This is a genomic window from Mycobacterium sp. NGS56, assembly GCF_059812425.1.
Window position 1 is genome coordinate 73,259 of the sequence record NZ_JCALCQ010000010.1, and the last position, 21,689, is coordinate 94,947.

At 66.4% G+C, this 21,689-nt stretch carries 21 protein-coding genes; 11 read left to right on the plus strand and 10 right to left on the minus strand.

The genetic code is table 11. The features are described from left to right. The first annotated feature begins 349 nt into the window (after positions 1-349). The gene (locus AC5Y4F_RS20620) at positions 350-532 is read left to right on the plus strand and encodes a hypothetical protein (RefSeq protein ID WP_499998204.1); all 183 of its coding nucleotides are present in this window, start codon (positions 350-352) and stop codon (positions 530-532) included. 287 nt (positions 533-819) lie between these two features. Then, a complete protein-coding gene (locus tag AC5Y4F_RS20625) occupies positions 820-3,570 on the plus strand; it encodes an AAA family ATPase (RefSeq protein ID WP_499998206.1) in 2,751 nt (916 codons plus the stop codon). A gap of 30 nt (positions 3,571-3,600) precedes the next feature. On the opposite strand, the gene AC5Y4F_RS20630 is transcribed toward AC5Y4F_RS20625, so the two are convergent. Both AC5Y4F_RS20630 and AC5Y4F_RS20635 read right to left on the minus strand, forming a co-directional pair. Further along, a complete protein-coding gene (locus tag AC5Y4F_RS20630) occupies positions 3,601-4,134 on the minus strand; it encodes a hypothetical protein (RefSeq protein ID WP_067934099.1) in 534 nt (177 codons plus the stop codon). A gap of 42 nt (positions 4,135-4,176) precedes the next feature. Then, complete coding sequence (locus AC5Y4F_RS20635; RefSeq protein WP_067934097.1) at positions 4,177-5,259, minus strand: ferredoxin--NADP reductase; 1,083 nt, start codon at positions 5,257-5,259, stop codon at positions 4,177-4,179. 158 nt (positions 5,260-5,417) lie between these two features. Here AC5Y4F_RS20635 and hsaA point away from each other — a divergent pair, with 158 nt between their 5' ends. The 4 genes from hsaA to hsaB are packed head-to-tail and all read left to right on the plus strand — an operon-like array spanning position 5,418 to position 8,956. Beyond that, entirely contained in the window at positions 5,418-6,602 is a 1,185-nt protein-coding gene (gene hsaA / locus AC5Y4F_RS20640; protein WP_499998209.1) for a 3-hydroxy-9,10-secoandrosta-1,3,5(10)-triene-9,17-dione monooxygenase oxygenase subunit, read from the plus strand. Continuing rightward, positions 6,602-7,480 carry a 4,5:9,10-diseco-3-hydroxy-5,9,17-trioxoandrosta-1(10),2-diene-4-oate hydrolase gene (hsaD, locus tag AC5Y4F_RS20645; RefSeq protein ID WP_067934093.1) on the plus strand — a complete coding sequence of 293 codons (879 nt, stop codon included), beginning with the start codon at positions 6,602-6,604 and terminating at the stop codon, positions 7,478-7,480. The genes hsaA and hsaD overlap by 1 nt, the downstream gene beginning before the upstream one ends. Next, entirely contained in the window at positions 7,477-8,379 is a 903-nt protein-coding gene (gene hsaC, locus AC5Y4F_RS20650) for an iron-dependent extradiol dioxygenase HsaC (protein ID WP_499998211.1), read from the plus strand. Before hsaD ends, hsaC begins: the two co-directional genes overlap by 4 nt. Positions 8,380-8,389: 10 nt before the next feature. Next, complete coding sequence (gene hsaB, locus AC5Y4F_RS20655; RefSeq protein ID WP_067934088.1) at positions 8,390-8,956, plus strand: 3-hydroxy-9,10-secoandrosta-1,3,5(10)-triene-9,17-dione monooxygenase reductase subunit; 567 nt, start codon at positions 8,390-8,392, stop codon at positions 8,954-8,956. A gap of 7 nt (positions 8,957-8,963) precedes the next feature. On the opposite strand, the gene AC5Y4F_RS20660 is transcribed toward hsaB, so the two are convergent. Next, on the minus strand, positions 8,964-9,461 hold the full coding sequence (locus AC5Y4F_RS20660; RefSeq protein WP_067934086.1) for a hypothetical protein: 498 nt from the start codon (positions 9,459-9,461) through the stop codon (positions 8,964-8,966). A 130-nt stretch (positions 9,462-9,591) separates the two neighbouring features. On the opposite strand from AC5Y4F_RS20660, the gene AC5Y4F_RS20665 reads away from it, so the two are divergent. Continuing rightward, entirely contained in the window at positions 9,592-10,422 is an 831-nt protein-coding gene (locus AC5Y4F_RS20665) for an arylamine N-acetyltransferase family protein (protein ID WP_499998335.1), read from the plus strand. A gap of 18 nt (positions 10,423-10,440) precedes the next feature. On the opposite strand, the gene AC5Y4F_RS20670 is transcribed toward AC5Y4F_RS20665, so the two are convergent. Genes AC5Y4F_RS20670 through fadD3 form a run of 5 tightly spaced genes read right to left on the minus strand, consistent with a single transcriptional unit; the run spans position 10,441 to position 16,181 of the window. Continuing rightward, positions 10,441-11,607, minus strand: a complete 1,167-nt coding sequence (locus AC5Y4F_RS20670; protein WP_499998214.1) for a pyridoxal phosphate-dependent aminotransferase — start codon at positions 11,605-11,607, stop codon at positions 10,441-10,443. Beyond that, on the minus strand, positions 11,604-12,554 hold the full coding sequence (gene ipdE2 / locus AC5Y4F_RS20675; RefSeq protein WP_499998216.1) for an acyl-CoA dehydrogenase IpdE2: 951 nt from the start codon (positions 12,552-12,554) through the stop codon (positions 11,604-11,606). Before ipdE2 ends, AC5Y4F_RS20670 begins: the two co-directional genes overlap by 4 nt. Positions 12,555-12,559: 5 nt before the next feature. Then, positions 12,560-13,504: an acyl-CoA dehydrogenase family protein gene (locus AC5Y4F_RS20680; RefSeq protein ID WP_067934079.1), complete on the minus strand. Its 945-nt coding sequence runs from the start codon at positions 13,502-13,504 to the stop codon at positions 12,560-12,562. Then, positions 13,501-14,646 (minus strand): acyl-CoA dehydrogenase family protein, encoded by a 1,146-nt coding sequence (locus AC5Y4F_RS20685; protein ID WP_499998220.1) that lies wholly within the window; start codon positions 14,644-14,646, stop codon positions 13,501-13,503. Before AC5Y4F_RS20685 ends, AC5Y4F_RS20680 begins: the two co-directional genes overlap by 4 nt. Then, entirely contained in the window at positions 14,646-16,181 is a 1,536-nt protein-coding gene (gene fadD3, locus AC5Y4F_RS20690) for a 3-((3aS,4S,7aS)-7a-methyl-1,5-dioxo-octahydro-1H-inden-4-yl)propanoate--CoA ligase FadD3 (protein ID WP_499998222.1), read from the minus strand. The genes AC5Y4F_RS20685 and fadD3 overlap by 1 nt, the downstream gene beginning before the upstream one ends. Before the next feature lie 117 nt (positions 16,182-16,298). Here fadD3 and ipdE1 point away from each other — a divergent pair, with 117 nt between their 5' ends. The 4 genes from ipdE1 (at position 16,299) to fadA6 (ending at position 20,152) form a co-directional block, all read left to right on the plus strand. Continuing rightward, positions 16,299-17,447, plus strand: coding sequence for an acyl-CoA dehydrogenase IpdE1 (ipdE1, locus tag AC5Y4F_RS20695; RefSeq protein WP_067934073.1), 1,149 nt, complete (start codon positions 16,299-16,301; stop codon positions 17,445-17,447). Next, positions 17,444-18,232, plus strand: a complete 789-nt coding sequence (ipdF, locus tag AC5Y4F_RS20700; RefSeq protein WP_499998225.1) for a (5R,7aS)-5-hydroxy-7a-methyl-1-oxo-2,3,5,6,7,7a-hexahydro-1H-indene-carboxyl-CoA reductase — start codon at positions 17,444-17,446, stop codon at positions 18,230-18,232. Before ipdE1 ends, ipdF begins: the two co-directional genes overlap by 4 nt. Positions 18,233-18,389: 157 nt before the next feature. Next, entirely contained in the window at positions 18,390-18,995 is a 606-nt protein-coding gene (kstR2, locus tag AC5Y4F_RS20705) for a TetR family transcriptional regulator KstR2 (protein WP_156750036.1), read from the plus strand. Continuing rightward, positions 18,992-20,152, plus strand: coding sequence for a steroid 3-ketoacyl-CoA thiolase FadA6 (gene fadA6 / locus AC5Y4F_RS20710; RefSeq protein WP_499998228.1), 1,161 nt, complete (start codon positions 18,992-18,994; stop codon positions 20,150-20,152). Before kstR2 ends, fadA6 begins: the two co-directional genes overlap by 4 nt. Before the next feature lie 9 nt (positions 20,153-20,161). Here fadA6 and AC5Y4F_RS20715 read toward each other — a convergent pair whose 3' ends face one another. Together AC5Y4F_RS20715 and AC5Y4F_RS20720 are read right to left on the minus strand one after the other, a co-directional pair. Then, on the minus strand, positions 20,162-20,902 hold the full coding sequence (locus AC5Y4F_RS20715) for a hypothetical protein (RefSeq protein WP_499998231.1): 741 nt from the start codon (positions 20,900-20,902) through the stop codon (positions 20,162-20,164). After that, entirely contained in the window at positions 20,899-21,537 is a 639-nt protein-coding gene (locus AC5Y4F_RS20720) for a SatD family protein (RefSeq protein ID WP_067934066.1), read from the minus strand. Before AC5Y4F_RS20720 ends, AC5Y4F_RS20715 begins: the two co-directional genes overlap by 4 nt. Positions 21,538-21,689 lie beyond the last annotated feature (152 nt).

A 21,689-nucleotide genomic window follows, 5' to 3' on the forward strand; every position in this document is an offset into this window, starting at 1 on the left:
AAATTGATGGAACGGGTGCCGATGGGCGAAATCAACTTCGCATTCGGGACACCCGCGGGGGTCACGTCGCGCACAGGATCTTGCCGAATCGCGTTGCGCGGTGGAAGATTTCAGAGACCTCAACCGATCAGGCATACCCCTGCGCTCTGACAACCGACTCGGAGATCCCGCAGAGCTATATACGGTAGGGAAAACCCTGATGCCGACCATTGCCGACATGAATATCGTGAACACAATGGCGATCACGGGGCCTCAACCACAACGGTTCCTCGTCGAGTGGTACGGACCACGAACATCCGCCCACTCGATAGACGATATCGTCGACCGATTGAATTGCCGTGCTGAATTCATGTCGACTCGCGGCACTCCGGTGCAGCTTTTGACGGCGATGACGGTGCCGGACGACGATTACATGTTCGGTGTCTTTGCTGCCGAGTCAACCGAGATAGTTGCGCAGATCTGCGCCGACGTCGGCGCACCCGCGGAACGGATCAGCGCCGGCGTCGGTTGGATGCGGCCCTTGGATTGCTGACGGGCCGGCTCGCTGGTGGCGACCACTTTTCGCGTCCGACAACCGGTGCCGTAGAGCAAAGTGGCATGGCTGCGCGTACATAGTTGCCGACCGCCGATGTCAGCGAAATCAGCCCGGCTCAGGAAAGTTCTGCGAGAATCCCTGCAGTAGCCACCGATCGGGACGGGCTCTGGGGCTGGCAAACAAAGGAGCCAACGGTATGGGTGTCGTGCCGTGAAAGACAGGCCGTCAACGCGACGTCATTGCCGGGGTGGCGGCCCAGCCCCCTGATCGTGTGAGGGTTTGATGTGACGGAGCGATTGGTCGGTCGACAGGCCGAAGAGCGCGCCGTCACCGATTTTCTCGCCTCTTTGCCGCGTAGATCGTGCGCTCTGGTCATCGAGGGCGAGGCGGGGATCGGCAAGACGGCGGTCTGGGCGGACGCGGTCCGCCGGGCCGGTGAATGCGGATATCGCGTGCTGAGTTGCCGCGCTGCCGCGGCCGAGTCGGTACTGGCCTATACGGTGCTGGCCGATCTGCTCGATGATGTCGACGACACGATCTGGGCGGATCTGCCGGCTCCGCAGCAGCAGGCCTTGGACGGTGCGCTGCTGAGAGACCTCGTCGCGGCTTCCGATATCGATCCCAGGGCCGTGGCGGCGGCTTTCGTGGCAATCATCGGTCGACTGGCCGCTGAGCGGCCCGTCGTGATTGCCATCGATGACCTGCAGTGGTCGGATGCGTCGAGTGCCAGTGTGGTGGCGTTTGCCGCGCGCCGCCTTCGGGCCGGTGCGGCCCTGCTGTGCACTACGCGTACCGAAGAGGCCGCCCCACGATTGCAGCTGCCCAGCCCCGACGACATGCGTCGCATCCGAATGCAGCCTTTGACCGTAGGCGAGTTGCATCAGGTTCTGCTGATGCGCCTGGGGCAGTCGGTGGCGCGCCCTACGCTATTACGCATTCACGAGATAGCCGGGGGTAACCCGTTTTTCGCGCTGGAGTTGGCCCGAGAACTGGGCACGCAGGGACGCACTTTCGAAATGCGCCTGCCGGGCAGCCTCAGCGAGTTGGTCCGCGCGAGGATCAGTCGCGTTGGCGCCGAAGACGTTCTGCTTGCCATCGCCAGCCTGCCCGATCCGACGGTGGTGATGGTGGCACAGGCCGTCGATTCGCCGCCGGACCAAGTGATGCAATCGCTCAGGGAGGCCGAAAACCAAGCGGTGGTGGCCATCGACGGGAGCCGGCTCCGGTTCACCCATCCCCTTCTGGCGCACGGCGTCTACAGCGCCGCGGCGCCCGGTCGCCGCCGCGAAATGCACCGACGGCTCGCCGAAATCACCGACCAGCCCGAGTTGCATGCGCGCCACCTCGCACTCGCCGACACATCCGGAAAGCCGGAGACCCTGGCAGCGCTGGACAGGGCCGCCGAGATTGCCCGTGGCAGGGGCGCACCGGCCGCCGCTGCCGAGCTGATCGAACTGGCCGTCGGCCTGGCCGGTGACACCGATCCGCGGCGCGAAATACGGTGTGCCACTTGCTATTTTGTCGCAGGCGACACCGCCCGAGCCCGGCGAATACTCGACACGGTCGTTGCGACATTGCCACCCTGCCCGACCCGTGCCGAAGCGTTGCATCAGCTGGGGCTGATCGTCCTGTCTGACGACAGCTTCCTGGAAGCGGCGGGTGTGCTAGAGCAGGCGGTGGACGAAAGCGGCGCAGACGCCGGCCTACGCGTCCGCATCCTGATCAGCCTGGCGTTCGCTCTGCTCAACGCGGGCCGACATGAGCACGCCTATGCACGTGTCGAGCAGGCCGTGACCGACGCCGAGCGCCTTGGCGCCGCCGCACTGCTCGGGCCGGCGCTGGGCATGCGCGTGATGATCGACTTCATGGGCGGCAAGGGGTTTGACGAGCTCGCCATGAAACGCGCGGTCGGAATGGAAGGGCCGGGCTCGTCGGTCCCGTTGCCGTTGCGGCCTCGCGCGCAGATGAGCCTGCTGCGCGCTTGGACGGGCGAGTTGCAAACGGCCCGTGACGAACTGGCGGAAATGGAACGGCAATGTCTCGCCCTCGGCGAGGAAGCTGAGCTGATCTTCATCGGTTTTCACCTCACGCTCATCGACATCTGGCTCGGCAACCTCGCCAGTGCGGCCGTCATCGCCGACGCCACGATGGAACGGGCAACTCAGCTAGGCGGCGACTTCCCGATCTTCATCGGGCTGACCCTTCGGGCCGCGGTCGCCGCGCACGGTGGCCGCCTCGGTGCCGCTCGAGGCGATCTCAGCCAGGCGATAGCAGCTGCCCAACGTTGCGGCTCAAGACGTTTGGCCGAGTGGCCGGCGACGATAGCCGGATTCGTCGAGGTGTCAGCCGGTGACTACCAAGCGGCCATTGACGCGCTCGAACCGCTGTTGCCGATGGTGGCCCTCTTCCCAGAGGCAAGTGAGATCATCTCGTCGTCCTTCGTTCCCGAGGCCGTCGAGGCCATGGTCGGTCTTGGTCGATTGGATGACGCCGAGCCGCTGGTGGCATCCCTGGAGCGCAATGGCCGCCGGCTCAACCGCGCATGGACCTTGGCGGTCGGCATGCGCTGTCGCGCCCTGCTCGCGGCGGCGCGCGGTGATGTCACCGGCGCGATGACAAGCGTGGAACTGGCGTTAGTCGAGCACCAACGCCTGGCAATGCCGTTCGAACGCGCCCGCACTCTGCTGTTGGCCGGCCAGCTGCAGCGCCGCCACCGCCGGCGCGACGCGGCTGGTGCAGCGCTGCGCGAGGCGCGGGACACTTTTTTCCAACTCGGCACTACGGCGTGGGCCGAGCGCGCCGAAACCGAATTGGCGCGTCTCTCAATCCGAGGCCGCGAACCCGGATTGACCGCCACCGAAGAACGCGTCGCCGACCTGGCCGTGTCGGGCTTGACCAATCGTGACATCGCGGCCGCGATGTTCGTGAGCCCGAAGACCGTGGAAGTCACCCTCAGCCACGTCTACCGCAAACTGAGCATCCGATCCCGCGCCGAGCTCCACCGGGCGCTACAAGCCTGGAAAGAAAAGTCCTGACCCGATACGCAGGAACCGTGACCGGGCGTTTCAGGAGAACGTGGTCTGCGCGCAGGTGCTCGGGGACGTGATGTTGACCCCGGGATAGACCACCTGGACGTGGGTGCAGGCGATGACGTTGTTGTCGGTCTTGGGCTGGCCCGTCTGCCAGTCGGTGGAGTCGATGCGCCCGTTCGTCTGATACTTCTCCGGCGGTCCCTCACCCATGTAGATGGTGGTGATCTCGTCGGAACCCATCGACTTGTGCACCCGCTCGTACTGGCCGTCGGCGTGCGCGTCCAGATAGGCCAGCCGGTTCGAGGACCGGATCTCGGTGGTCTGCCGGGCCCACAGGCCGGGCGGGAAGCCGGTCACCCCGTTGGGTGTCAACATGTCCGCCCCGGCGGTGAAATCGCAGTGGCCATCGGCTTTGAAGCAGTTGAGAATGGCGCGCGTCTCCAGCTGATTGGGCCCATCCAGCGGGAACAGCGTGGTGGCGGTGTTGCTCGCCGCCGCGCACACCCCGGCGGGCAGAAACACCGGCATCACCGCGACGACCGCGAGTCCCGAAACCAGCCGCATCATCGATGCTTCCCTTTCTCCCCAGGGTGAAACTTAACCCGGCGACTACTCGTCGTAGGTGACTTCCACCGAATCAGATTCAGGGTGAGACTGACAGGCCAGGATCAGGCCCTCGTCCAGATCCTGCTGCTCGAGCACGTCGTTGACCTCCATGCTCACGTTGCCGCTACGCAACGTGCACGCACACGCGCCGCAATGGCCCTCGCGGCAGGAGAAGGGCGCGTCGAGACCCTTGGCCAGCAGCACGTCGAGCAGCTTGGCGTTGCGCGGCCACGAGACGGTGTGGGTCTCGCCGTCCAGCTCGACCACAGCGGTCGCCGGCGGCTGGTCGCCTTCGGCCGTGTCCTCGATTTTCACCGCCGCGAACGGATCCGAGTCCAGCGACTTGAAGACTTCGATATGTATCTGCGCCGCAGGCACTTTCAGCGTTTCCAGGGCCTGTCTCGCCGAATCCATGAAGGCGCCCGGGCCGCAGATGAACACCGGCCGGTCCGTGTAGGGCGCGGCCAGCCTGGCCAGTGCGGCAACACTGGGCAGGCCCTGCAGAGTTTCCAGCCAGTGCAACACCGTGAGCCGATCGGGATATTTGGCCGACAGCTCGCGCAGGGCGTCGGAGAAGATCACCGAACGGTCGTCGCGGTTTGCGTAGACCAGCGTCACCTGTCCGCTGCCCTCGGCCAGCGCCGACTTACAGATCGACATGATCGGGGTGATTCCGCTGCCCGCGGCCATCAGTAGGAAGTCATCGTCGAGCGTTTTGGGCACGAAGTTGCCCGACGGCGCCAGCACGTGGATCCGCATGCCCTTGTGCGCGTGGTCGCAAAGCCAGTTGGACGCGTAGCCGTCCGTGGTGCGTTTGACCGTGACGGTCAGCGCATCGTCGGTGAACGGCGAACTGCACAACGAATAGCAACGGGCCACCGACCCGGTGCGCTCGCTGGGAACGCGCAGCGTCAAGAACTGACCCGGCGCGTATCGCAGCCGCTCGGGCGGGATGTCGGGGTCGCCCGCATCGTCCGGCACCGCGAACACCAGCGACCGCGCATCGTCGGTCTCGGCGACGACCTCGGCGACCTGCAGCTCAAGGACGTGGTCACCGAGTGGCTCGTCGGGAATCGCCTCGGTCAAGGCCCGTCCCTTCCTTTCGTTACAACTAGAACATGTTACAGAAAAGCGGATTCGTATCGCTACCAGCCGCAGGAATACCCTGCTCGACACAAATCGGAACGTGTTCTAGTCTCTGGTGTAAGTCCGCTGACCAAGTCTGGCGCAGGAGGCAAACGTAAGTGACGTCCATTCAACAGCGTGATGCGCAGTCGGTTCTGGCTGGCATCGATGATCTGCTCCCGCGGATACGCGAACGCGCCCAGGCGACGGAGGATTTGCGGCGGCTGCCCGACGAGACCGTTCAGGACCTGCAGGATGTCGGCTTCTTCACCCTGTTGCAGCCCGAGCAGTGGGGTGGGTTGCAGTGCGATCCGACGCTGTTCTACGAGGCGGTGCGGCGGCTGGCCAGCGCGTGTGGTTCCACCGGCTGGGTGGGCTCGATCATCGGCGTGCACAACTGGCACCTGGCGCTGTTCGATCAGCGGGCGCAGGAGGAGGTCTGGGGCGACGACCCCAAGACCCGGGTCTCGTCGTCGTATGCCCCCATGGGCGCCGGCGTGGTGACCGACGGCGGTTACCTGGTCAACGGGTCCTGGAACTGGTCCTCGGGTTGTGACCACGCCACGTGGGCGTTCCTCGGCGGCCCGGTGATCAAGGACGGGCGCCCGGTCGACTTCGGTTCTTTCCTGATCCCGCGCAGCGAGTACCGCATTGATGACGTGTGGCATGTCGTCGGCCTGCGCGGCACGGGGAGCAACACCATCGTCGTCAAGGACGTTTTCGTGCCGCGGCACCGGTTCCTGTCCTACAAAGCGATGAACGACGGCACCGCGGGCGGCTATGAGACCAACACCGCCGCCGTCTACAAAATGCCTTGGGGCACAATGCACCCCACCACCATCTCGGCGCCGATCGTCGGCATGGCCTACGGGGCATACGACGCGCACGTCGAGCACCAGGGCAAGCGGGTGCGCGCGGCGTTCGCCGGTGAGAAGGCCAAGGACGACCCGTTCGCCAAGGTCCGCATAGCCGAAGCGGCCAGCGACATCGACGCGGCGTGGCGCCAGCTGAGCGGCAATGTTGCGGACGAGTACGCGCTGCTGTCGGCGGGCAAGGAGATCCCGTTCGACCTGCGTGCCCGCGCTCGCCGCGACCAGGTCCGCGCCACCGGACGGGCGATCGCCTCCATCGACCGGCTGTTCGAGGCCTCCGGGGCCACCGCCCTGGGCAATGACCAACCGGTGCAACGGTTCTGGCGTGATGCGCATGCCGGCCGGGTGCACGCGGCCAACGACCCCGAGCGGGCCTATCAGATCTTCGGGAACAACGAGTTCGGGTTGCCGCCCGGCGACACCATGGTCTGATGACCTCGACAACCGAAGGAATGACCTTCGAGTCCACTTCGCGGTTCGCAGAGGTTGACGTCGACGGTCCGCTGAAACTGCACTACCACGAGGCGGGCGTAGGCAACGAGCAGACGGTGGTGTTGCTGCACGGCGGCGGTCCGGGCGCTGCGAGTTGGACGAACTTCTCGCGCAACATCCCGGTGCTGGCGAGACAGTTCCACGTGCTGGCCGTCGACCAGCCCGGGTACGGCCATTCCGACAAGCGCGCCGAGCACGGACAGTTCAATCATTACGCGGCGCGGGCACTCAAGGGTCTGTTCGACCAGCTAGGTCTCCGACGTGTTCCGCTGGTTGGGAATTCGTTGGGTGGTGGCACCGCGGTCCGCTTCGCTCTGGACTACCCGGACCTGGCCGGCCGTCTGGTGCTGATGGGGCCGGGCGGGGTGAGTGTGAACCTGTTCGCACCCGACCCGACCGAGGGCGTCAAACGGCTGGGCAAATTCTCCGCCGAGCCCACCCGTGAAAACCTCGAGGCGTTTCTGCGGGTGATGGTCTACGACCAGAAACTGATCACCCCCGAATTGATCGAGCAGCGTTTCGAGTTAGCCAGCACGCCCGAATCGCTGACCGCGACCCGCGCGATGGGAATGTCTTTCGCCGGAGCCGATTTCGAGCTCGGGATGATGTGGCGCGAGGTGCACCGGCTGCGTCAGCCGGTGCTGTTGATCTGGGGCCGCGAGGATCGGGTCAACCCGCTGGACGGTGCACTGGTCGCACTGAAAACCATTCCGCGCGCACAGCTTCACGTTTTCGGGCAATGTGGGCACTGGGCGCAGGTAGAGAAGTTCGACGAGTTCAACAAGCTCACCATCGATTTCCTGGGAGGTGCGCGATGAGCATTCGTTCTCTGGGCTATCTGCGTATCGAAGCCACCGACATGGCGGCCTGGCGCGACTACGGCTTGAAGGTTCTCGGCATGGTCGAGGGCAAGGGTGCCACCGAGGGTGCGCTGTATCTGCGGATGGACGATTTCCCCGCCAGGTTGGTGATCGTGCCCGGCGAGCAGGACCGGCTCAGCGAGGCCGGCTGGGAATGCGCGAACGCCGCGGGCCTGCAAGAGATCCGGAAGCGCCTCGACCTCGAGGGCACGCCCTACAAGGAGGCGACCGCCGTCGAACTGGCCGACCGCCGCGTCGACGAGATGATCCGCTTCTTTGATCCGTCCGGCAACTGCCTTGAGGTTTTCCACGGCGCCGCCCTCGAGCATCGCCGGGTGGTCAGCCCGTACGGGCACAAGTTCGTCACCGCCGAGCAGGGCCTCGGGCACGTGGTGCTGACCACCCGCGACGACGAAGAGACACTGCACTTCTACCGGGATGTGTTGGGCTTCAAGCTGCGTGACTCGATGCGGTTGCCGCCGCAGGCGGTGGGCCGTCCCGCCGACGGGCCGCCGGCCTGGCTGCGCTTTTTGGGCTGCAACCCGCGTCACCACAGCCTGGCCTTCATGCCCGGGCAGACCCCGAGCGGCATCGTGCACCTGATGGTGGAGGTCGAAGAAGCCGACGACGTGGGTCTGTGCCTGGATCGGGCGCTACGCCGCAAGGTGCCGATGTCGGCGACGCTGGGCCGCCACGTCAACGACCTGATGCTGTCCTTCTACATGAAGACGCCCAGCGGATTCGACGTCGAATTCGGCTGCGAGGGAAGACAGGTCGAAGACGATGACTGGATCGCCCGGGAGAGCACCGCGATCAGCCTGTGGGGCCACGACTTCAGCGTCGGCTTCAAGGGATAAATTCGAGCTCATGAAGGCCGCGCCGATCGACCCGCGCACGTTCCGCAGCGTGCTCGGCCAGTTCTGCACCGGGATCACCATCATCACCACCGTGCACGACGAGGTGCCCGTCGGCTTCGCCTGCCAGTCCTTCGCGGCGCTGTCACTGGATCCGCCGCTGGTGCTGTTCTGCCCCACCAAGGTGTCGCGGTCGTGGAAGGCCATCGAGGCCAGCGGCCGGTTCTGCGTCAACATGCTGACCGAGCAGCAGAAGCACGTCTCGGCCCGCTTCGGCTCCAAGGAGCCGGACAAATTCGCCGGGATCGACTGGCACCCGTCCGAACTCGGTTCGCCGATCATCGACAATTCGCTGGCCTACATAGACTGCACCGTGGCCTCCGCGCACGACGGCGGCGATCACTTCGTTGTCTTCGGTGCGGTGCAGTCGCTTTCGGAGGCGCCAAAGATCAAACCGCGGCCGCTGCTCTTCTACCGCGGTGAATACACCGGCATCGAACCGGACAAGACGACGCCGGCGCAGTGGCGCGACGACCTGGAGGCGTTTTTGACCACCACCACCCAAGACACCTGGCTGTAGCCGTTCTTTAGGTGGGCCCGCCGCGATGGGTGCCGGCGTCGCGCTCGCTTTCCGCCATGTTCACCGTTGGCGAGTTGTCCGCGATCGGCTGTTCCTGGCTCCACGCGGCGTCGCGGTCGGCGCCGGCCTTGTCAGCAGCCGAGTCCTTTTCGGTCTTCACCCTCGGATCGAGGCTGTCGGCCCGCTGCAACTGGTCGTTCAGTTGTTCGCGTGAGGACGCCACTTCGGTCTGATGCGCTGCCGCCCGATCCTGCAGCCGGGCGGCTTCGGCCGCCTTGGCCTCGGCTTCGGCCTGCGCGGCACGGGCTTTCGCGGCAGTCTCCGCGGCCAGCGCCTCGCGGCGCTCGACCTTGGCGCCCTCTACCTTGGCCTGTTCGCGAATGCGCTCGGCCTCCCGCTCGCGGCGGCGCAAGCTCGCTCTGCGGGCAAGCATGACGAGAACGATGATTATGAAGACGGCCACGACTGCGGCGACGACGATCCAGACGGTGTTGCTGGTGTTCATGATGGACTCCGTTGTCAGTGTTGGGAAGCGCTCAGGCCCCTGTTGGCGGGTTGCCGTATTCGACATGAATGAAACAATCGATGCCGACGCCCGCTGCTTCGGCGGAAAGCCGCGGGGCCAGAATGGTGCCATGACGCTGGATCTGGGCGCGTACTTCGACCGCATCAACTACCGCGGTCCCGCCGAGCCGACGCTCGAGGTGCTGCAGGACTTGATGACTGCGCACACCGGCTCGATCCCGTTCGAGAATCTCGATCCGCTGATGGGCGTGCCGGTCGACGACCTGAGCCCGGAAGCGCTGACCGACAAGCTGGTCTACCGTCACCGCGGGGGCTACTGCTACGAGCAGAACGGGCTGATGGGGTACGCGCTGACCGAAATCGGGTTCCGGGTGCGGCGGCTGGCCGGGCGGGTGGTCTGGATGCTGCCACCCGACGCGCCGCCGGGGGCCCAGACACACACGGTGCTGGCGGTGACTTTCCCCGGCTCGCAGGGTTCCTTCCTGGTCGACGTCGGCTTCGGCGGCCAGACCCTGACCTCGCCCATCCGCTTGCAGACCGGGAACGCGCAGCCGACCACACACGAGCCGTACCGGCTGAACGATCGCGGCGACGGCCTGGTCCTGCAGGCCCTGGTCCGGGACGAGTGGCAACCGCTGTACATATTCGGTACCCAGACCGTGCCGCAGGTCGATCTGACGGTGGGCAGCTGGTACGTGTCCACGCACCCTTCGTCGATCTTCGTGACCGGCCTGATGGTTGCGCTGACCACCGACGACGCCCGCTACAACCTGGCCGGAAGGAACCTGAGCATCCACCGTGGCGACGGCAGCGAGAAAATCCGTCTCGACGACGCTGCGGCGGTTGTCGACGTGCTCGGTGAGCGGTTCGGCATCGACGTGGCGGGTGTCGGCGATCGCGCTGCGCTCGAGGCGCGCATCGGGCAGGTACTCGGAACTTAGGTGCCGCGCCGGATTTACCTAGCGGGCCGAAAGCCAGGGGCCGAGCCGTCGCACCGCTTCTTCGATGTCGTTCGTCGGCCCCGCAAAAGACAGTCGCACGAACGAGTTTCCGCGCGCGGTGTCGAAGTCGATGCCCGGCGCGATCGCAATTCCAGTGTCCTCCAACAGATTCGAACAAAATGCAAGAGAGTTGTCGGTGAACTCCGAGACGTCGGCGTAGACGTAGAACGCGCCGTCGGTCGGGGCCAGACGCTCGACGCCGATGCTGCGCAGCCCATCGAGCAGCAACGAGCGATTGCTCGCGTAGTGATGCAGGTGGCCGTCGGCTTCGGCGGTGGCCTCCGGCGTGAAGGCCGCGACCGCGGCGAGCTGTGACAGCACGGGCGGGCAGATGGTGAAGTTCCCGGTGAGGCAATCCACGGCGCGGCGCAGCTCGGGCGGCACCAGCAGCCAGCCCAGCCGCCAGCCCGTCATCGCGTAATACTTCGAAAAGCTGTTGACCACTACGGCATTTCGCGATGTCTGCCACGCGCAGCTGGTCTGCGGTGCCCCCTCGTAAACCAGACCGTGGTAGACCTCATCGCTGATCAGCCGCGCTCCCGATGCATCACACCACGAAGCGATCGCTGCCAGCTCCGTCGGCTCGATGACCGTGCCCGTGGGATTGGCGGGGCTTGCCACGACGACACCTTGCACCGGGGGGTCGAGTTCGGCGAGCATCTGCGCGGTCGGCTGGAAGCGGGTCTGCGGTCCGCAGGGTAGCTCCACCACCTCGCATCCCAACGCAGACAAGATGTTTCGGTAGCACGGGTAGCCGGGGCTGGCCAGCGCCACCCGGTCACCGACGTCAAAGCAGGCCAGGAAGGTGAGCAAGAAGCCGCCCGAGGAACCCGTCGTGATCACCACCGCGTCGGCTTCGACGTCGAGGCTGTGCTGACGTTGATAGTCAGCGGCGATCGCGGCGCGCAGCTCGGGAATTCCCAGTGACACCGAGTAACCCAGTTCGTTGGAATGCACGGCGGCGGCCGCCGCCGCCCGCACCGGCTCGGGTGCCCCCACGCTGGGCTGGCCCGCCGACAGGTTGACCAAGTCGCCGTGGCTGCGCTGGCGTTCCGCGGCCGCCAGCCAGACATCCATCACGTAAAACGGTGGGATGCCGGCTCGTAGCGAGACTCGGTGGGTCACGGTGTCTTCAGTACCTCGGATTCCAGTCGCTTGAGCAGCTGTTGCGGCGAATCCAGCAGATGCGCGCTGCCGTGGGCACGTTTGAAGTACAGGTGCATGTCGTGCTCCCAGGTGATCGCGATGCCGCCATGCAGTTGGATGCCCTCGGCGGCCACCGTGTTCAGCGCCTCGGTTGCGGCCAGGCGGGCGGTGGCTGCGTTGGTGGGAGTGGGGTCATCGCACCCGTCGGTGACGACGGCCTTCGCGGCTGCGACGGTGACATACAGATCGGCCATCCGATGCTTGAGTGCCTGGAAGCTGCCGATCGGCCGGCCGAATTGCACTCGGTCCTTGGCGTATTCGACGGTCAGTTCCAAACAGCGTTCGGCGGCGCCGATCTGCTCGGCCGCCAGCAGGATCGCCGCCGTGTCCGCCAGCCCCGGGTCGGGGCCGATCGAGATGGTCTCCTCGGCTTTCACCCGGGCCAGGCGCCGGGTCGGGTCCATGGTGGCGACCGGCTCCGCACCGAATCGTGTCCACCTGTTCAGTCGGCCGTCCGCGACGGCGAGCACGACGTCGGCGACATCACCGTTGATCACATAGTCGGCGTCGAGCACCAGCGCGCCGATCGAGGTGCCCTCGGCAAGCCGTTCCAGCGTGGCGGTGTCCGGCTCGGTCGCGCTCAGCAGCGCCAGCTCGGCCAGCGTGGTACCCAGCAGCGGGGAGGGCACCAGGGCGCGGCCCAGTTCCCGCAAAACGGCTGCGGCGTCGGCTAATTCGCCACCCGCGCCGCCCAACTCCTCGGGTATCACCAGCGCGGCGGCGCCGACCTGCTCGCACAGCAGTTGCCACAGCGATTCGTCGTAGCCCCGGTCGGACTCCATGGCCGCGCGCACGGCCGCGGGACCCGCGTGCTTGGCCACCAGGGCGGCGACGGTCTCGGCCAGCATCCGCCGTTCTTCATTCATCACTGTCACAGCGCCTCCAGTACTCGCCGCCGATGTTGCGCCGGCGTACCCCACGCGGACCGCAACGCCTGCACGCGCAGCAGCAACAGCGACAAATCGTGTTCCTGGGTGAAACCGATGGCGCCGTGGGTCTGCAACGCCGATTGTGCGGCCAGCAGCCCCGCCTCGGACGCGGCGGCTTTGGCCGCGCTGACATCGCGGGAATCCATGGTCAGCGCCGCGCCGTATACCAGCGGCCGGGCCAGTTCGATGGCGATGTGTACGTCGGCGAGCTTGTGCTTGATCGCCTGATACGAGCCGATCACCCGGCCGAACTGGGTGCGTTGCTTGGCGTAATCGACCGCGCCGTCGCGCAGCGCCTCGGCCGCACCGATCAGCTGGGCGGCGGTCGCCAGCGCGCCGAACTCGTAGGCCCGCTTGATGTCTGCTTGCCACGCCACACCGGTCGCGGTCACGTCGGAGAGCCTGCGGCTGGGATCGACGGATTCGTGGACGTCGCCCGGTGTCGCCTCGGTGACGCCGCCCTCGCCGGCCAACAGCACCAGTCCGGCGACGCCGGCGTCGACGGCGCGCGGTGTCTGCGGTGGCAGCGCGACGGTGGCGATCAGTTCCCCGGACGCCAATTCGGCGCAGCGGTCGGCCTTATCGCCAGAGGCGAGCAAGACCGGTGCCACCGCGATGGATTCGGCCACCGGGCCCGGCACGCACCAACGCCCGAGACGTTCGATAGCGACGACGAGGTCGACCGGATGGGCCTCGATGCCATCGAATTTCTCCGGCACGGCCAGGGCGGTGATGCCCAGGTTGGCCAGCTGCTCCCACACCTTGCGGCCCGGAGCGGTATCGCCCGCGGACCACGCGCGCACTGCGGCGGGCAGGTCTGCCGCGCCGAGCGCGGCGTCGATGCTGGCCGCGAAGTCGCGCTGCTGTTCGTCTAGCGCAAATTTCACTTCTTGCCCCCGGACTGCTCACGCGGCAGGCCCAGCAACCGCTCGGAGATGATGTTGCGCTGAATCTCGTTGGTGCCGGCGTAGATCGGCCCACCCAACGCGAACAGTAGCCCTTCGGTCCACGGGCCGGCGAGCTCTGCGTCGGCGCCGAGCAGGTCGAGCGCGGTCTGGTGCAATTCGACATCGAGGTCAGACCAGAACACCTTGGTCACCGACGATTCCGCGCCCAACTCACCGCCGAGGGCCAGCCGGGTCACCGTGCCGAAGGTCTGCAGCCGGTAGGCCTGCGCCTTGATCCAGCCGTTGGCGACCCGGTCGGCGAACGTATCTGGTGAGCCAAGGTCCTTCCACAGCTGCACCAGCCGCTCAGCGGTGGCCAGGAAGCGCGCCGGACTGCGCAGCGACATGCCGCGTTCGTTGCTCGACGTGCTCATGGCCGCCCGCCAGCCCTCGTGCGGGGTACCGATCACGTCGGTGTCGGGAACGAAGACGTTGTCGAGGAAGATCTCACCGAAACCGGTGTCGCCACCCAACTGGACGATGGGCCGCACAGTGACACCCGGTGCCTTCAGGTCGAACATGAAGTACGTCAGCCCGTTGTGGCGCTCGGCGCCGGGATCGGAACGGAACAGCCCGAAAGCCCGCTCGGCGAACGGTGCTCGCGAGCTCCAGATCTTCTGCCCGTTGAGCAGCCAGCCGCCGCCGGTCTGGGTAGCGGTGGACCGCAGTGACGCCAGGTCGCTGCCGGACTCGGGCTCGGACCACGCCTGGGCCCAGATCTCCTCGCCGCTGGCCATTTTCGGCAGGATCCGGTCACGCTGCTCGTCGGTGCCGTGTGCGAAGAGGGTCGGCGCCAGCATCGAGGTGCCGTTGGCGCTGGCGCGGCCCGGGGCACCGGCCCGGAAGTACTCCTCCTCGAACACCACCCAGTGCAGCAGCGGTGCGTCGCGGCCGCCGTACTTCCTCGGCCAGTTGATCACCGACAGGCCCGCATCGAACAGCACGCGGTCCCAATGCCGGTGCTGTTCAAAGCCTTCGGCGTTGTCGTACGACTTCGTCGGGATCGAATCGGCGTTGGTCGCCAAGAATTCCCGCACCTCCGCCGCAAACGCCAAGGTCTCTTCGTCGAGTTCCAGATCCATCAGCCCTGCTCTCGCAGTTGTGGTTTGAGCACCTTGCCGCCCGCATTGCGCGGCAACGCGTCGACGAACCGCACCGAGCGCGGTGCCTTGAAGTTCGCCAAATGCTCACGGGTGTAAGCGATCACAGATTGCTCGTCGAGGTGGGCGCCGGGCCGGGTCACCAGATACGCCCGGCCCACTTCGCCGAGCCGCTCGTCGGGAACTCCGATCACGGCGGCGTCGGCCACGCCGTCCATCCGGGCCAGCACCTGCTCGACCTCGGCGGGGTAGACGTTGAATCCACCGCAGATGTACATGTCTTTGAGCCGATCGGTGATGCGCAGGTTGCCGGCGGCGTCGACGGCGCCGATGTCACCGGTGTGCAGCCAGCCGTCGGCGTCGATGGCGGCCGCGGTGGCGTCCGGGTCTTCGAGGTAGCCCAGCATCACGTTCGGCCCGCGCAGCAACACCTCGCCCGGGTCCTCGGGTGAGGGGGCGTCGATGCGCAATTCGAAATCGGCGAATGGGCGTCCGCAGGTGGTGGCCACGGTGACCGCATCGTCGTCGGCGCGGCACATCGTGCCCATGCCGTTGGCCTCGGTCAGCCCGTAGGCGGTCAGCACGATGTCGATGTCCAGTTCGGATTGCATGCGCTCGACGAGCACGACCGGCACGGTCGCGGCGCCGGTCACCGCGAACCGCAGTGAGCTCAGGTCGTAATCCTTGCGTGCCGGGTGGTCCAGCAGGGTCTGGTAGATGGTCGGTGGGCCGGGCAGCACGGTGATGCGGTGCTGCTCGATGGCTTGCAGCGCGCGCAGCGGGTCGAAAATCAGGTGGGGGATCAGCGTCGCGCCGGTCTGCAGACAGGCCAGGATGCCGGCCTTGTAGCCGAAGTTGTGAAAGAACGGGTTGATGCACAGGTAGCGGTCGTCACTGGTGATCTTGCCGTTGGCCGCCCAGGCCGCCGAGGCCGAAAGCGACTGTCGGTGCGCGCACAGTACGCCTTTGCTGCGGCCGGTGGTACCGGACGTGAAGAGGATGTCGCTGACGTCATCGGGTGCGACTGCGGACGCGCGAGTGGTAACGGCGTCGAGATCGCTGCCGCGGGCCATGAAGTCGTCCCACGTCCCGTCGTCCGCCTCGATCGGTATCCGCACGATGTGGCGCAGCGCCGGCAGGGCGTCGCGGTTCAGGTCGGCGACGCGATCGGTGCCGAGGAATCGGCCCATGCCGAACAACACCGGAGCGCCGGTGCGCGCCAGGATGTCGGCGGCCTCGGTGGCGGTGTAGCGGGTGTTCAGCGGCACCATCGCGGCTGCGGCGTGGTGAATCGCCAGGCACGCCACCACCCAATGCCAGGTGTTCGGCGACCAGATGGCCACCCGGTCTCCCGCTTGCACCCCGAGGTCGATGAGGGCGGCGGCGGCCCGGCGTACCTCGTCACGCAGCGCGGCGGCGGTGAAGCATCGTTCATCGGTGACCAACGCGTCGTGATCGGGGAGCTGAGCCGCGAAACGATCCAGCGCCGCGGGCACCGTGCGCGGATCGTTGGTCATCGAATGCTCCTGTAGCGACTAGCGCGATTTGACCGCTCGATTCCTCCTCGCGCCGCTCCGCGTCGCGCATCGTCACCGAGCTACAAAGCAAGTGCTTGGTAGGTTAGCCTACAGGGCATGCAGGACGTCGAGGAGTTCCGGGCCGAGGTCCGTCAGTGGCTCGCCGACAATCTGGTCGGCGAATTCGCAGCTCTCAAGGGTCTCGGCGGGCCCGGACGCGAGCACGAGGCGTTCGAAGAGCGCCGGGCATGGAATCAGCATCTGGCCAAGGCCGGGCTGACCTGCCTGGGCTGGCCGGTCGAGCACGGCGGCCGGGGCCTGTCCACCGCGCACCGGGTGGCCTTCTACGAGGAGTACGCCAAGGCCGACGCCCCAGACAAGGTCAATCACTTCGGCGAGGAGCTGCTCGGCCCCACGCTGATCGCGTTCGGCACACCCGAGCAACAGCAGCGTTTCTTGCCGAAGATCCTCGACGTGACCGAGCTGTGGTGCCAGGGGTATTCGGAGCCCGGCGCCGGCAGCGACCTGGCCAACGTGGCCACCACCGCCGAGCTCGACGGCGACGAGTGGGTGATCAACGGCCAGAAGGTGTGGACGTCGCTGGCGCACCTGTCGCAATGGTGCTTCGTGGTCGCGCGCACCGAAAAGGGCTCCAAGCGCCATGCCGGCCTGTCGTATCTGCTGGTACCGCTGGATCAACCGGGCGTTCAAGTCCGTCCGATCGTCCAGATCACCGGCACCGCGGAATTCAACGAGGTGTTCTTCGACGACGCCCGGACCGAGGCCTCTCTGGTGGTCGGTGAGCCCGGCGACGGTTGGCGCGTCGCTATGGGGACACTGACCTTCGAGCGGGGCGTGTCGACGCTGGGCCAGCAAATTCGTTATGCCCGTGAGCTTTCCAATCTGGCCGAGCTTGCCCAGCGCACCGGCGCCGCCGAAGATCCGTTCATCCGCGAGCGCCTGACCCGCGCGTGGACCGGGTTGCGCGCGATGCGCAGCTACGCGCTGGCCACTATGGATGTCGAGCAACCCGGGCAGGACAACGTGTCGAAGTTGTTGTGGGCCAATTGGCATCGCGATCTGGGCGAGTTGGCCATGGACGTCATCGGTAAGCCGGGCCTGGTAATGGCCGACGGCGAGTTCGACGAATGGCAGCGGCTGTTCCTGTTCACCCGTGCCGACACCATCTACGGCGGATCCAACGAGATCCAGCGCAACATCATCGCCGAGCGGGTGCTCGGCCTACCTCGAGAGGTCAAAGGATGAGTCTGTCCGAAGTTCCGAAAGAGATTGCCGGACACGGACTTCTGCAAGGCAAGGTGGTGGTCGTGACCGCGGCCGCGGGCACCGGCATCGGCGCGGCGACCGCACGGCGGGCACTGGCCGAGGGGGCCGACGTGGTGATCTCGGACCACCACGAACGCCGGCTGGGGGAGACCGCCGACGAGCTCACCGCGCTCGGGCAGGGCCGGGTCGAAAGCGTGCTGTGCGACGTGACGTCCACCGCGCAGATCGATGCGTTGTTCGCGTCGGCCACGGCCCGGATGGGCCGCATCGATGTCCTGATCAACAACGCCGGGCTGGGCGGACAGACGCCGGTGGTCGACATGACCGACGAGGAGTGGGACCGCGTCCTGGATGTGACCCTGACGTCGGTGTTTCGCGCCACCCGCGCGGCGTTGCGGTACTTCCGGGACGCGCCGCACGGCGGGGTTATCGTCAACAACGCCAGCGTGCTCGGCTGGCGCGCGCAGCACTCGCAGTCGCACTACGCCGCCGCCAAGGCCGGGGTGATGGCGCTGACCCGTTGCAGCGCAATCGAAGCCGCCGAGTACGACGTGCGGATCAATGCAGTGTCGCCTAGCATCGCGCGGCACAAATTCCTGGAGAAGACGTCGTCGTCGGAGTTGCTCGACCGGCTGTCGGCCGGCGAGGCCTTCGGGCGGGCCGCCGAGCCGTGGGAGGTGGCGGCCACCATCGCGTTCCTCGCCAGCGACTACTCGAGCTACCTCACCGGCGAGGTCATCTCGGTTTCCAGTCAGCACCCGTGAGCTGCGATATCGCTGACTGGCGCGCGCCCGCGACGTGTTTACAGTTGTGGAGTCTCAGATCCCGCCGGCGGTCTCGCCGCGCTGATTCCACACGGCCGGTGAAGTGAAAAGCCACACCTCGGTGGCCAAGCAAGCGCTTGGTTGATACTCTGATCCGGTGGACCGAGTGCCCGGTCAGGCCAACAGCCGGCGAGACGAGCTACTGGAGCTTGCCGCGACCATGTTCGCCGAGCGCGGATTGCGTGCCACCACCGTCCGCGACATCGCCGACAGCGCAGGGATCCTATCCGGCAGTCTGTATCACCACTTCTCCTCCAAAGAGGAGATGGTCGACGAGCTGTTGCGGAGTTTCCTGGACTGGTTGTTCGCGCGCTACCGCGAAATCGTGGACAGCGAGGCCAACCCCCTGGAGCGGTTCAAGGGGTTGTTCATGGCGTCGTTCGAGGCGATCGAGCACCGGCACGCGCAGGTCGTCATCTACCAGGACGAGGCCCAACGGCTGCTGTCCCAGCCCCGGTTCTCCTACATCGAGGACATGAACCGGCAACAGCGCAAGATGTGGCTCGAGCTGCTCAATCAGGGCGTCGAGGAGGGCTACTTCCGGCCCGACCTCGACGTCGACCTGGTCTACCGCTTCATCCGGGACACCACTTGGGTGTCGGTGCGCTGGTATCAGCCGGGCGGGCCGCTCACCGCGGAGCAAGTCGGTCAGCAATACCTCGCCATCGTTCTTGGCGGAATCACGAAGGAGTCGCAAACATGACAGAGGCGTATGTAATCGATGCCGTGCGTACCGCGGTCGGCAAGCGCGGCGGATCGCTGTCCGGGATTCACCCGGTGGACCTGGGCGCCCTGGGATGGCGCGGACTGCTCGACCGGGTCGACGTCGATCCCGCCGCGGTTGACGACGTGATCGCCGGCTGCGTCGATGCCATCGGCGCACAGGCGGGCAACATCGCGCGGCTCTCCTGGCTGGCCGCCGGCTATCCCGAAGAGGTCCCCGGCGTCACCGTCGACCGCCAGTGCGGTTCCAGCCAGCAGGCGATTTCCTTTGGCGCACAGGCGGTTCTATCCGGCACGGCCGACCTCATCGTGGCCGGCGGCGTGCAGAACATGAGCCAGATCCCGATCTCGTCGGCCATGACGGTGGGCGAGCAATTCGGATTCACTTCTCCGACCAACGAATCCAAACAGTGGCTGCACCGCTACGGCGACCAGGAGATCTCACAGTTTCGCGGTTCTGAACTGATTGCCGAGAAGTGGAACCTGTCACGCGAGGAGATGGAACGCTACGCGCTGACCAGTCACGAGCGCGCCTTCGCGGCCATCCGCGGCGGGCACTTCGACAACGAGATCATCACCGTCGAAACGGAATCCGGGCCGTTCCGGCTCGACGAGGGCCCGCGCGAATCGTCGCTGGAGAAGATGGCCGGGCTCAAGCCGCTGGTCGAGGGTGGCCGGCTGACGGCGGCCATGGCCAGTCAGATTTCCGACGGTGCCAGTGCAGTGCTGCTGGCGTCCGAAAAGGCCGTCAAGGAGCACAACCTGACGCCGCGGGCCCGCATCCATCACATCAGCGCCCGCGCGGCCGACCCGGTCTTCATGCTGACCGGGCCCATCCCGGCGACGCGCTATGCACTGGACAAGGCCGGGCTGTCCATCGATGACATCGACACCGTCGAGATCAACGAGGCTTTCGCGCCGGTGGTGTTGGCTTGGCTCAAAGAGATCAAGGCGGACCCGGAAAAGGTCAACCCCAACGGCGGCGCGATCGCGCTCGGCCACCCATTGGGTGCCACCGGCGCCAAACTGTTCACCACCATGCTCAACGAGCTGGAACGCATCGGCGGTCGCTACGGCCTGCAGACGATGTGTGAAGGCGGCGGCACGGCGAACGTCACCATCATCGAGCGCCTGTAGCCCGGCCGCTCAGCGGATAGCCGCAACCAGACCGATGCCGCCCAGGGCGAGCAACCAACTGGTGAAGCTGCCGACGAGGAAGTACTCGGTCACCTCGTCGATACCGACGCCGCCGTTGCGGTTCGTTTGAGCGTTCAACTCCGGAAACCTGATGATGCCCTTGGCGGCGACGACGGCGCTGGCGGCGGCCACCTGCCCCCCGACGCCGAGGCTCAGGATTAGCAGGCGCTCCATCGGTCCCAGCAGTCTGCCGCCCTTGAGCCGGTCCGACGGCTGCGGCTCACCGGCCGGCCGCACCGCGCCCACCGAGCCAAGCACCAAGCGCACCAATTGATTTGCGGTGGCGAATTGAACCAGGACCACGCCGACGAGCATCAGCAGGCGGGTGGGCGCGACGTGGCTCAGAGGCAGGTGAACCCAGGCCGACCACCGCGCCACGGCGCCATCGGCCGGTGACGACCACCCCGACATCACCGCCAGCAGCCCAATGGCGGAGCCGAAAACGGCCAAGGGCGCGCCTTGCGCGGTGCCAGTGCGTTCGCTTAGCGCACATAGCCATTCCCACGCAATGACCGCGACGGCCGCCAGCACGAGTAAAGCGATGTCGCCCGCATGCCACAACGCGCCCAGCGCCGCGCACGCCAGTACCACGACCGGCCCGATCAACAGCGCCGGCCAGACCGCGCGGGTCGCTCGCCGGCAGAGATCGGCGACGCCGAACGCGATGAACAAGACCGCGATGGCGCTCACGGCAGGCTCCGAAGGTATCGGCTGGCAAGGACAATCAGATCCAAGCCGTCGCGGCTGGCGCGCTGGGAAACCGCCGACGGGCTGATCCCCTCGTCCGCGGCGAGCTCCTTTTTGGTCCGGCCGGTCATCAACCCCCTCACAATCCGCAACGATCTCTCATCGAGCGATCCAAGCAGATGGTCCCGACAAAGCAGGGCCGCGTTGACCGCGCCGGCGTCGCCGCGTGTGTCGCCGTCCGCCCGGAACGTGGTGCGTACCAGCGCGAAGCCGGGCTGCCGCTGAGCGTCCGCGGTCTGCTGAATGGCACTCCGGGCGGACCACCAGCCCGGTCCGTCCTGGATGCCCGTATCGGCATCGAGGATGGTGATCGCGCCCCAGCCGACGCCGAACCGGACATCGACTTCGGGCCCGACGGCCAGTCGCAGCGTCAGGGCGGCATCGATTGCGGTGCCGACGGTCGGGTAGCTGCCCTGAAATTCGTCGCCGACGGTGAATGCCGGCGGGTCGATCGCATCGTCTGCGACCTGCCGCAGGGCGCGCGCCACGACCCGGTGCAACTCCGAGCGGTCGGCGGCGTGCCGGGAACCGACGACGTCACCAATCAGGGTCGCCCGGGGTGAAGAATGTTGCTTCATCCCACGCATTTGAAGAGTATAGCTTAAATATCTGCAAATTTAGCTATAGACTTTACCATCCGCCCATAAAGCAGAGAGTCCCACGACCGCGCGAGGATCCCCGGCGGCGCGGAGAAAGCGACGGCGAATACGGCAGGTGAAACACAGCGCGG

Coding starts and splice junctions, on each gene's coding strand:
- AC5Y4F_RS20620 (WP_499998204.1), top strand. CDS start 350: ATGTCGACTCGCGGCACTCCGGTGCAGCTTTTGACGGCGATGACGGTG.
- AC5Y4F_RS20630 (WP_067934099.1), bottom strand. CDS start 4,134: ATGATGCGGCTGGTTTCGGGACTCGCGGTCGTCGCGGTGATGCCGGTG.
- hsaD (WP_067934093.1), top strand. CDS start 6,602: ATGACCTCGACAACCGAAGGAATGACCTTCGAGTCCACTTCGCGGTTC.
- hsaC (WP_499998211.1), top strand. CDS start 7,477: ATGAGCATTCGTTCTCTGGGCTATCTGCGTATCGAAGCCACCGACATG.
- hsaB (WP_067934088.1), top strand. CDS start 8,390: ATGAAGGCCGCGCCGATCGACCCGCGCACGTTCCGCAGCGTGCTCGGC.
- AC5Y4F_RS20660 (WP_067934086.1), bottom strand. CDS start 9,461: ATGAACACCAGCAACACCGTCTGGATCGTCGTCGCCGCAGTCGTGGCC.
- AC5Y4F_RS20665 (WP_499998335.1), top strand. CDS start 9,592: ATGACGCTGGATCTGGGCGCGTACTTCGACCGCATCAACTACCGCGGT.
- ipdE2 (WP_499998216.1), bottom strand. CDS start 12,554: ATGAATGAAGAACGGCGGATGCTGGCCGAGACCGTCGCCGCCCTGGTG.
- AC5Y4F_RS20685 (WP_499998220.1), bottom strand. CDS start 14,646: ATGGATCTGGAACTCGACGAAGAGACCTTGGCGTTTGCGGCGGAGGTG.
- fadD3 (WP_499998222.1), bottom strand. CDS start 16,181: ATGACCAACGATCCGCGCACGGTGCCCGCGGCGCTGGATCGTTTCGCG.
- ipdE1 (WP_067934073.1), top strand. CDS start 16,299: ATGCAGGACGTCGAGGAGTTCCGGGCCGAGGTCCGTCAGTGGCTCGCC.
- ipdF (WP_499998225.1), top strand. CDS start 17,444: ATGAGTCTGTCCGAAGTTCCGAAAGAGATTGCCGGACACGGACTTCTG.
- fadA6 (WP_499998228.1), top strand. CDS start 18,992: ATGACAGAGGCGTATGTAATCGATGCCGTGCGTACCGCGGTCGGCAAG.
- AC5Y4F_RS20720 (WP_067934066.1), bottom strand. CDS start 21,537: ATGAAGCAACATTCTTCACCCCGGGCGACCCTGATTGGTGACGTCGTC.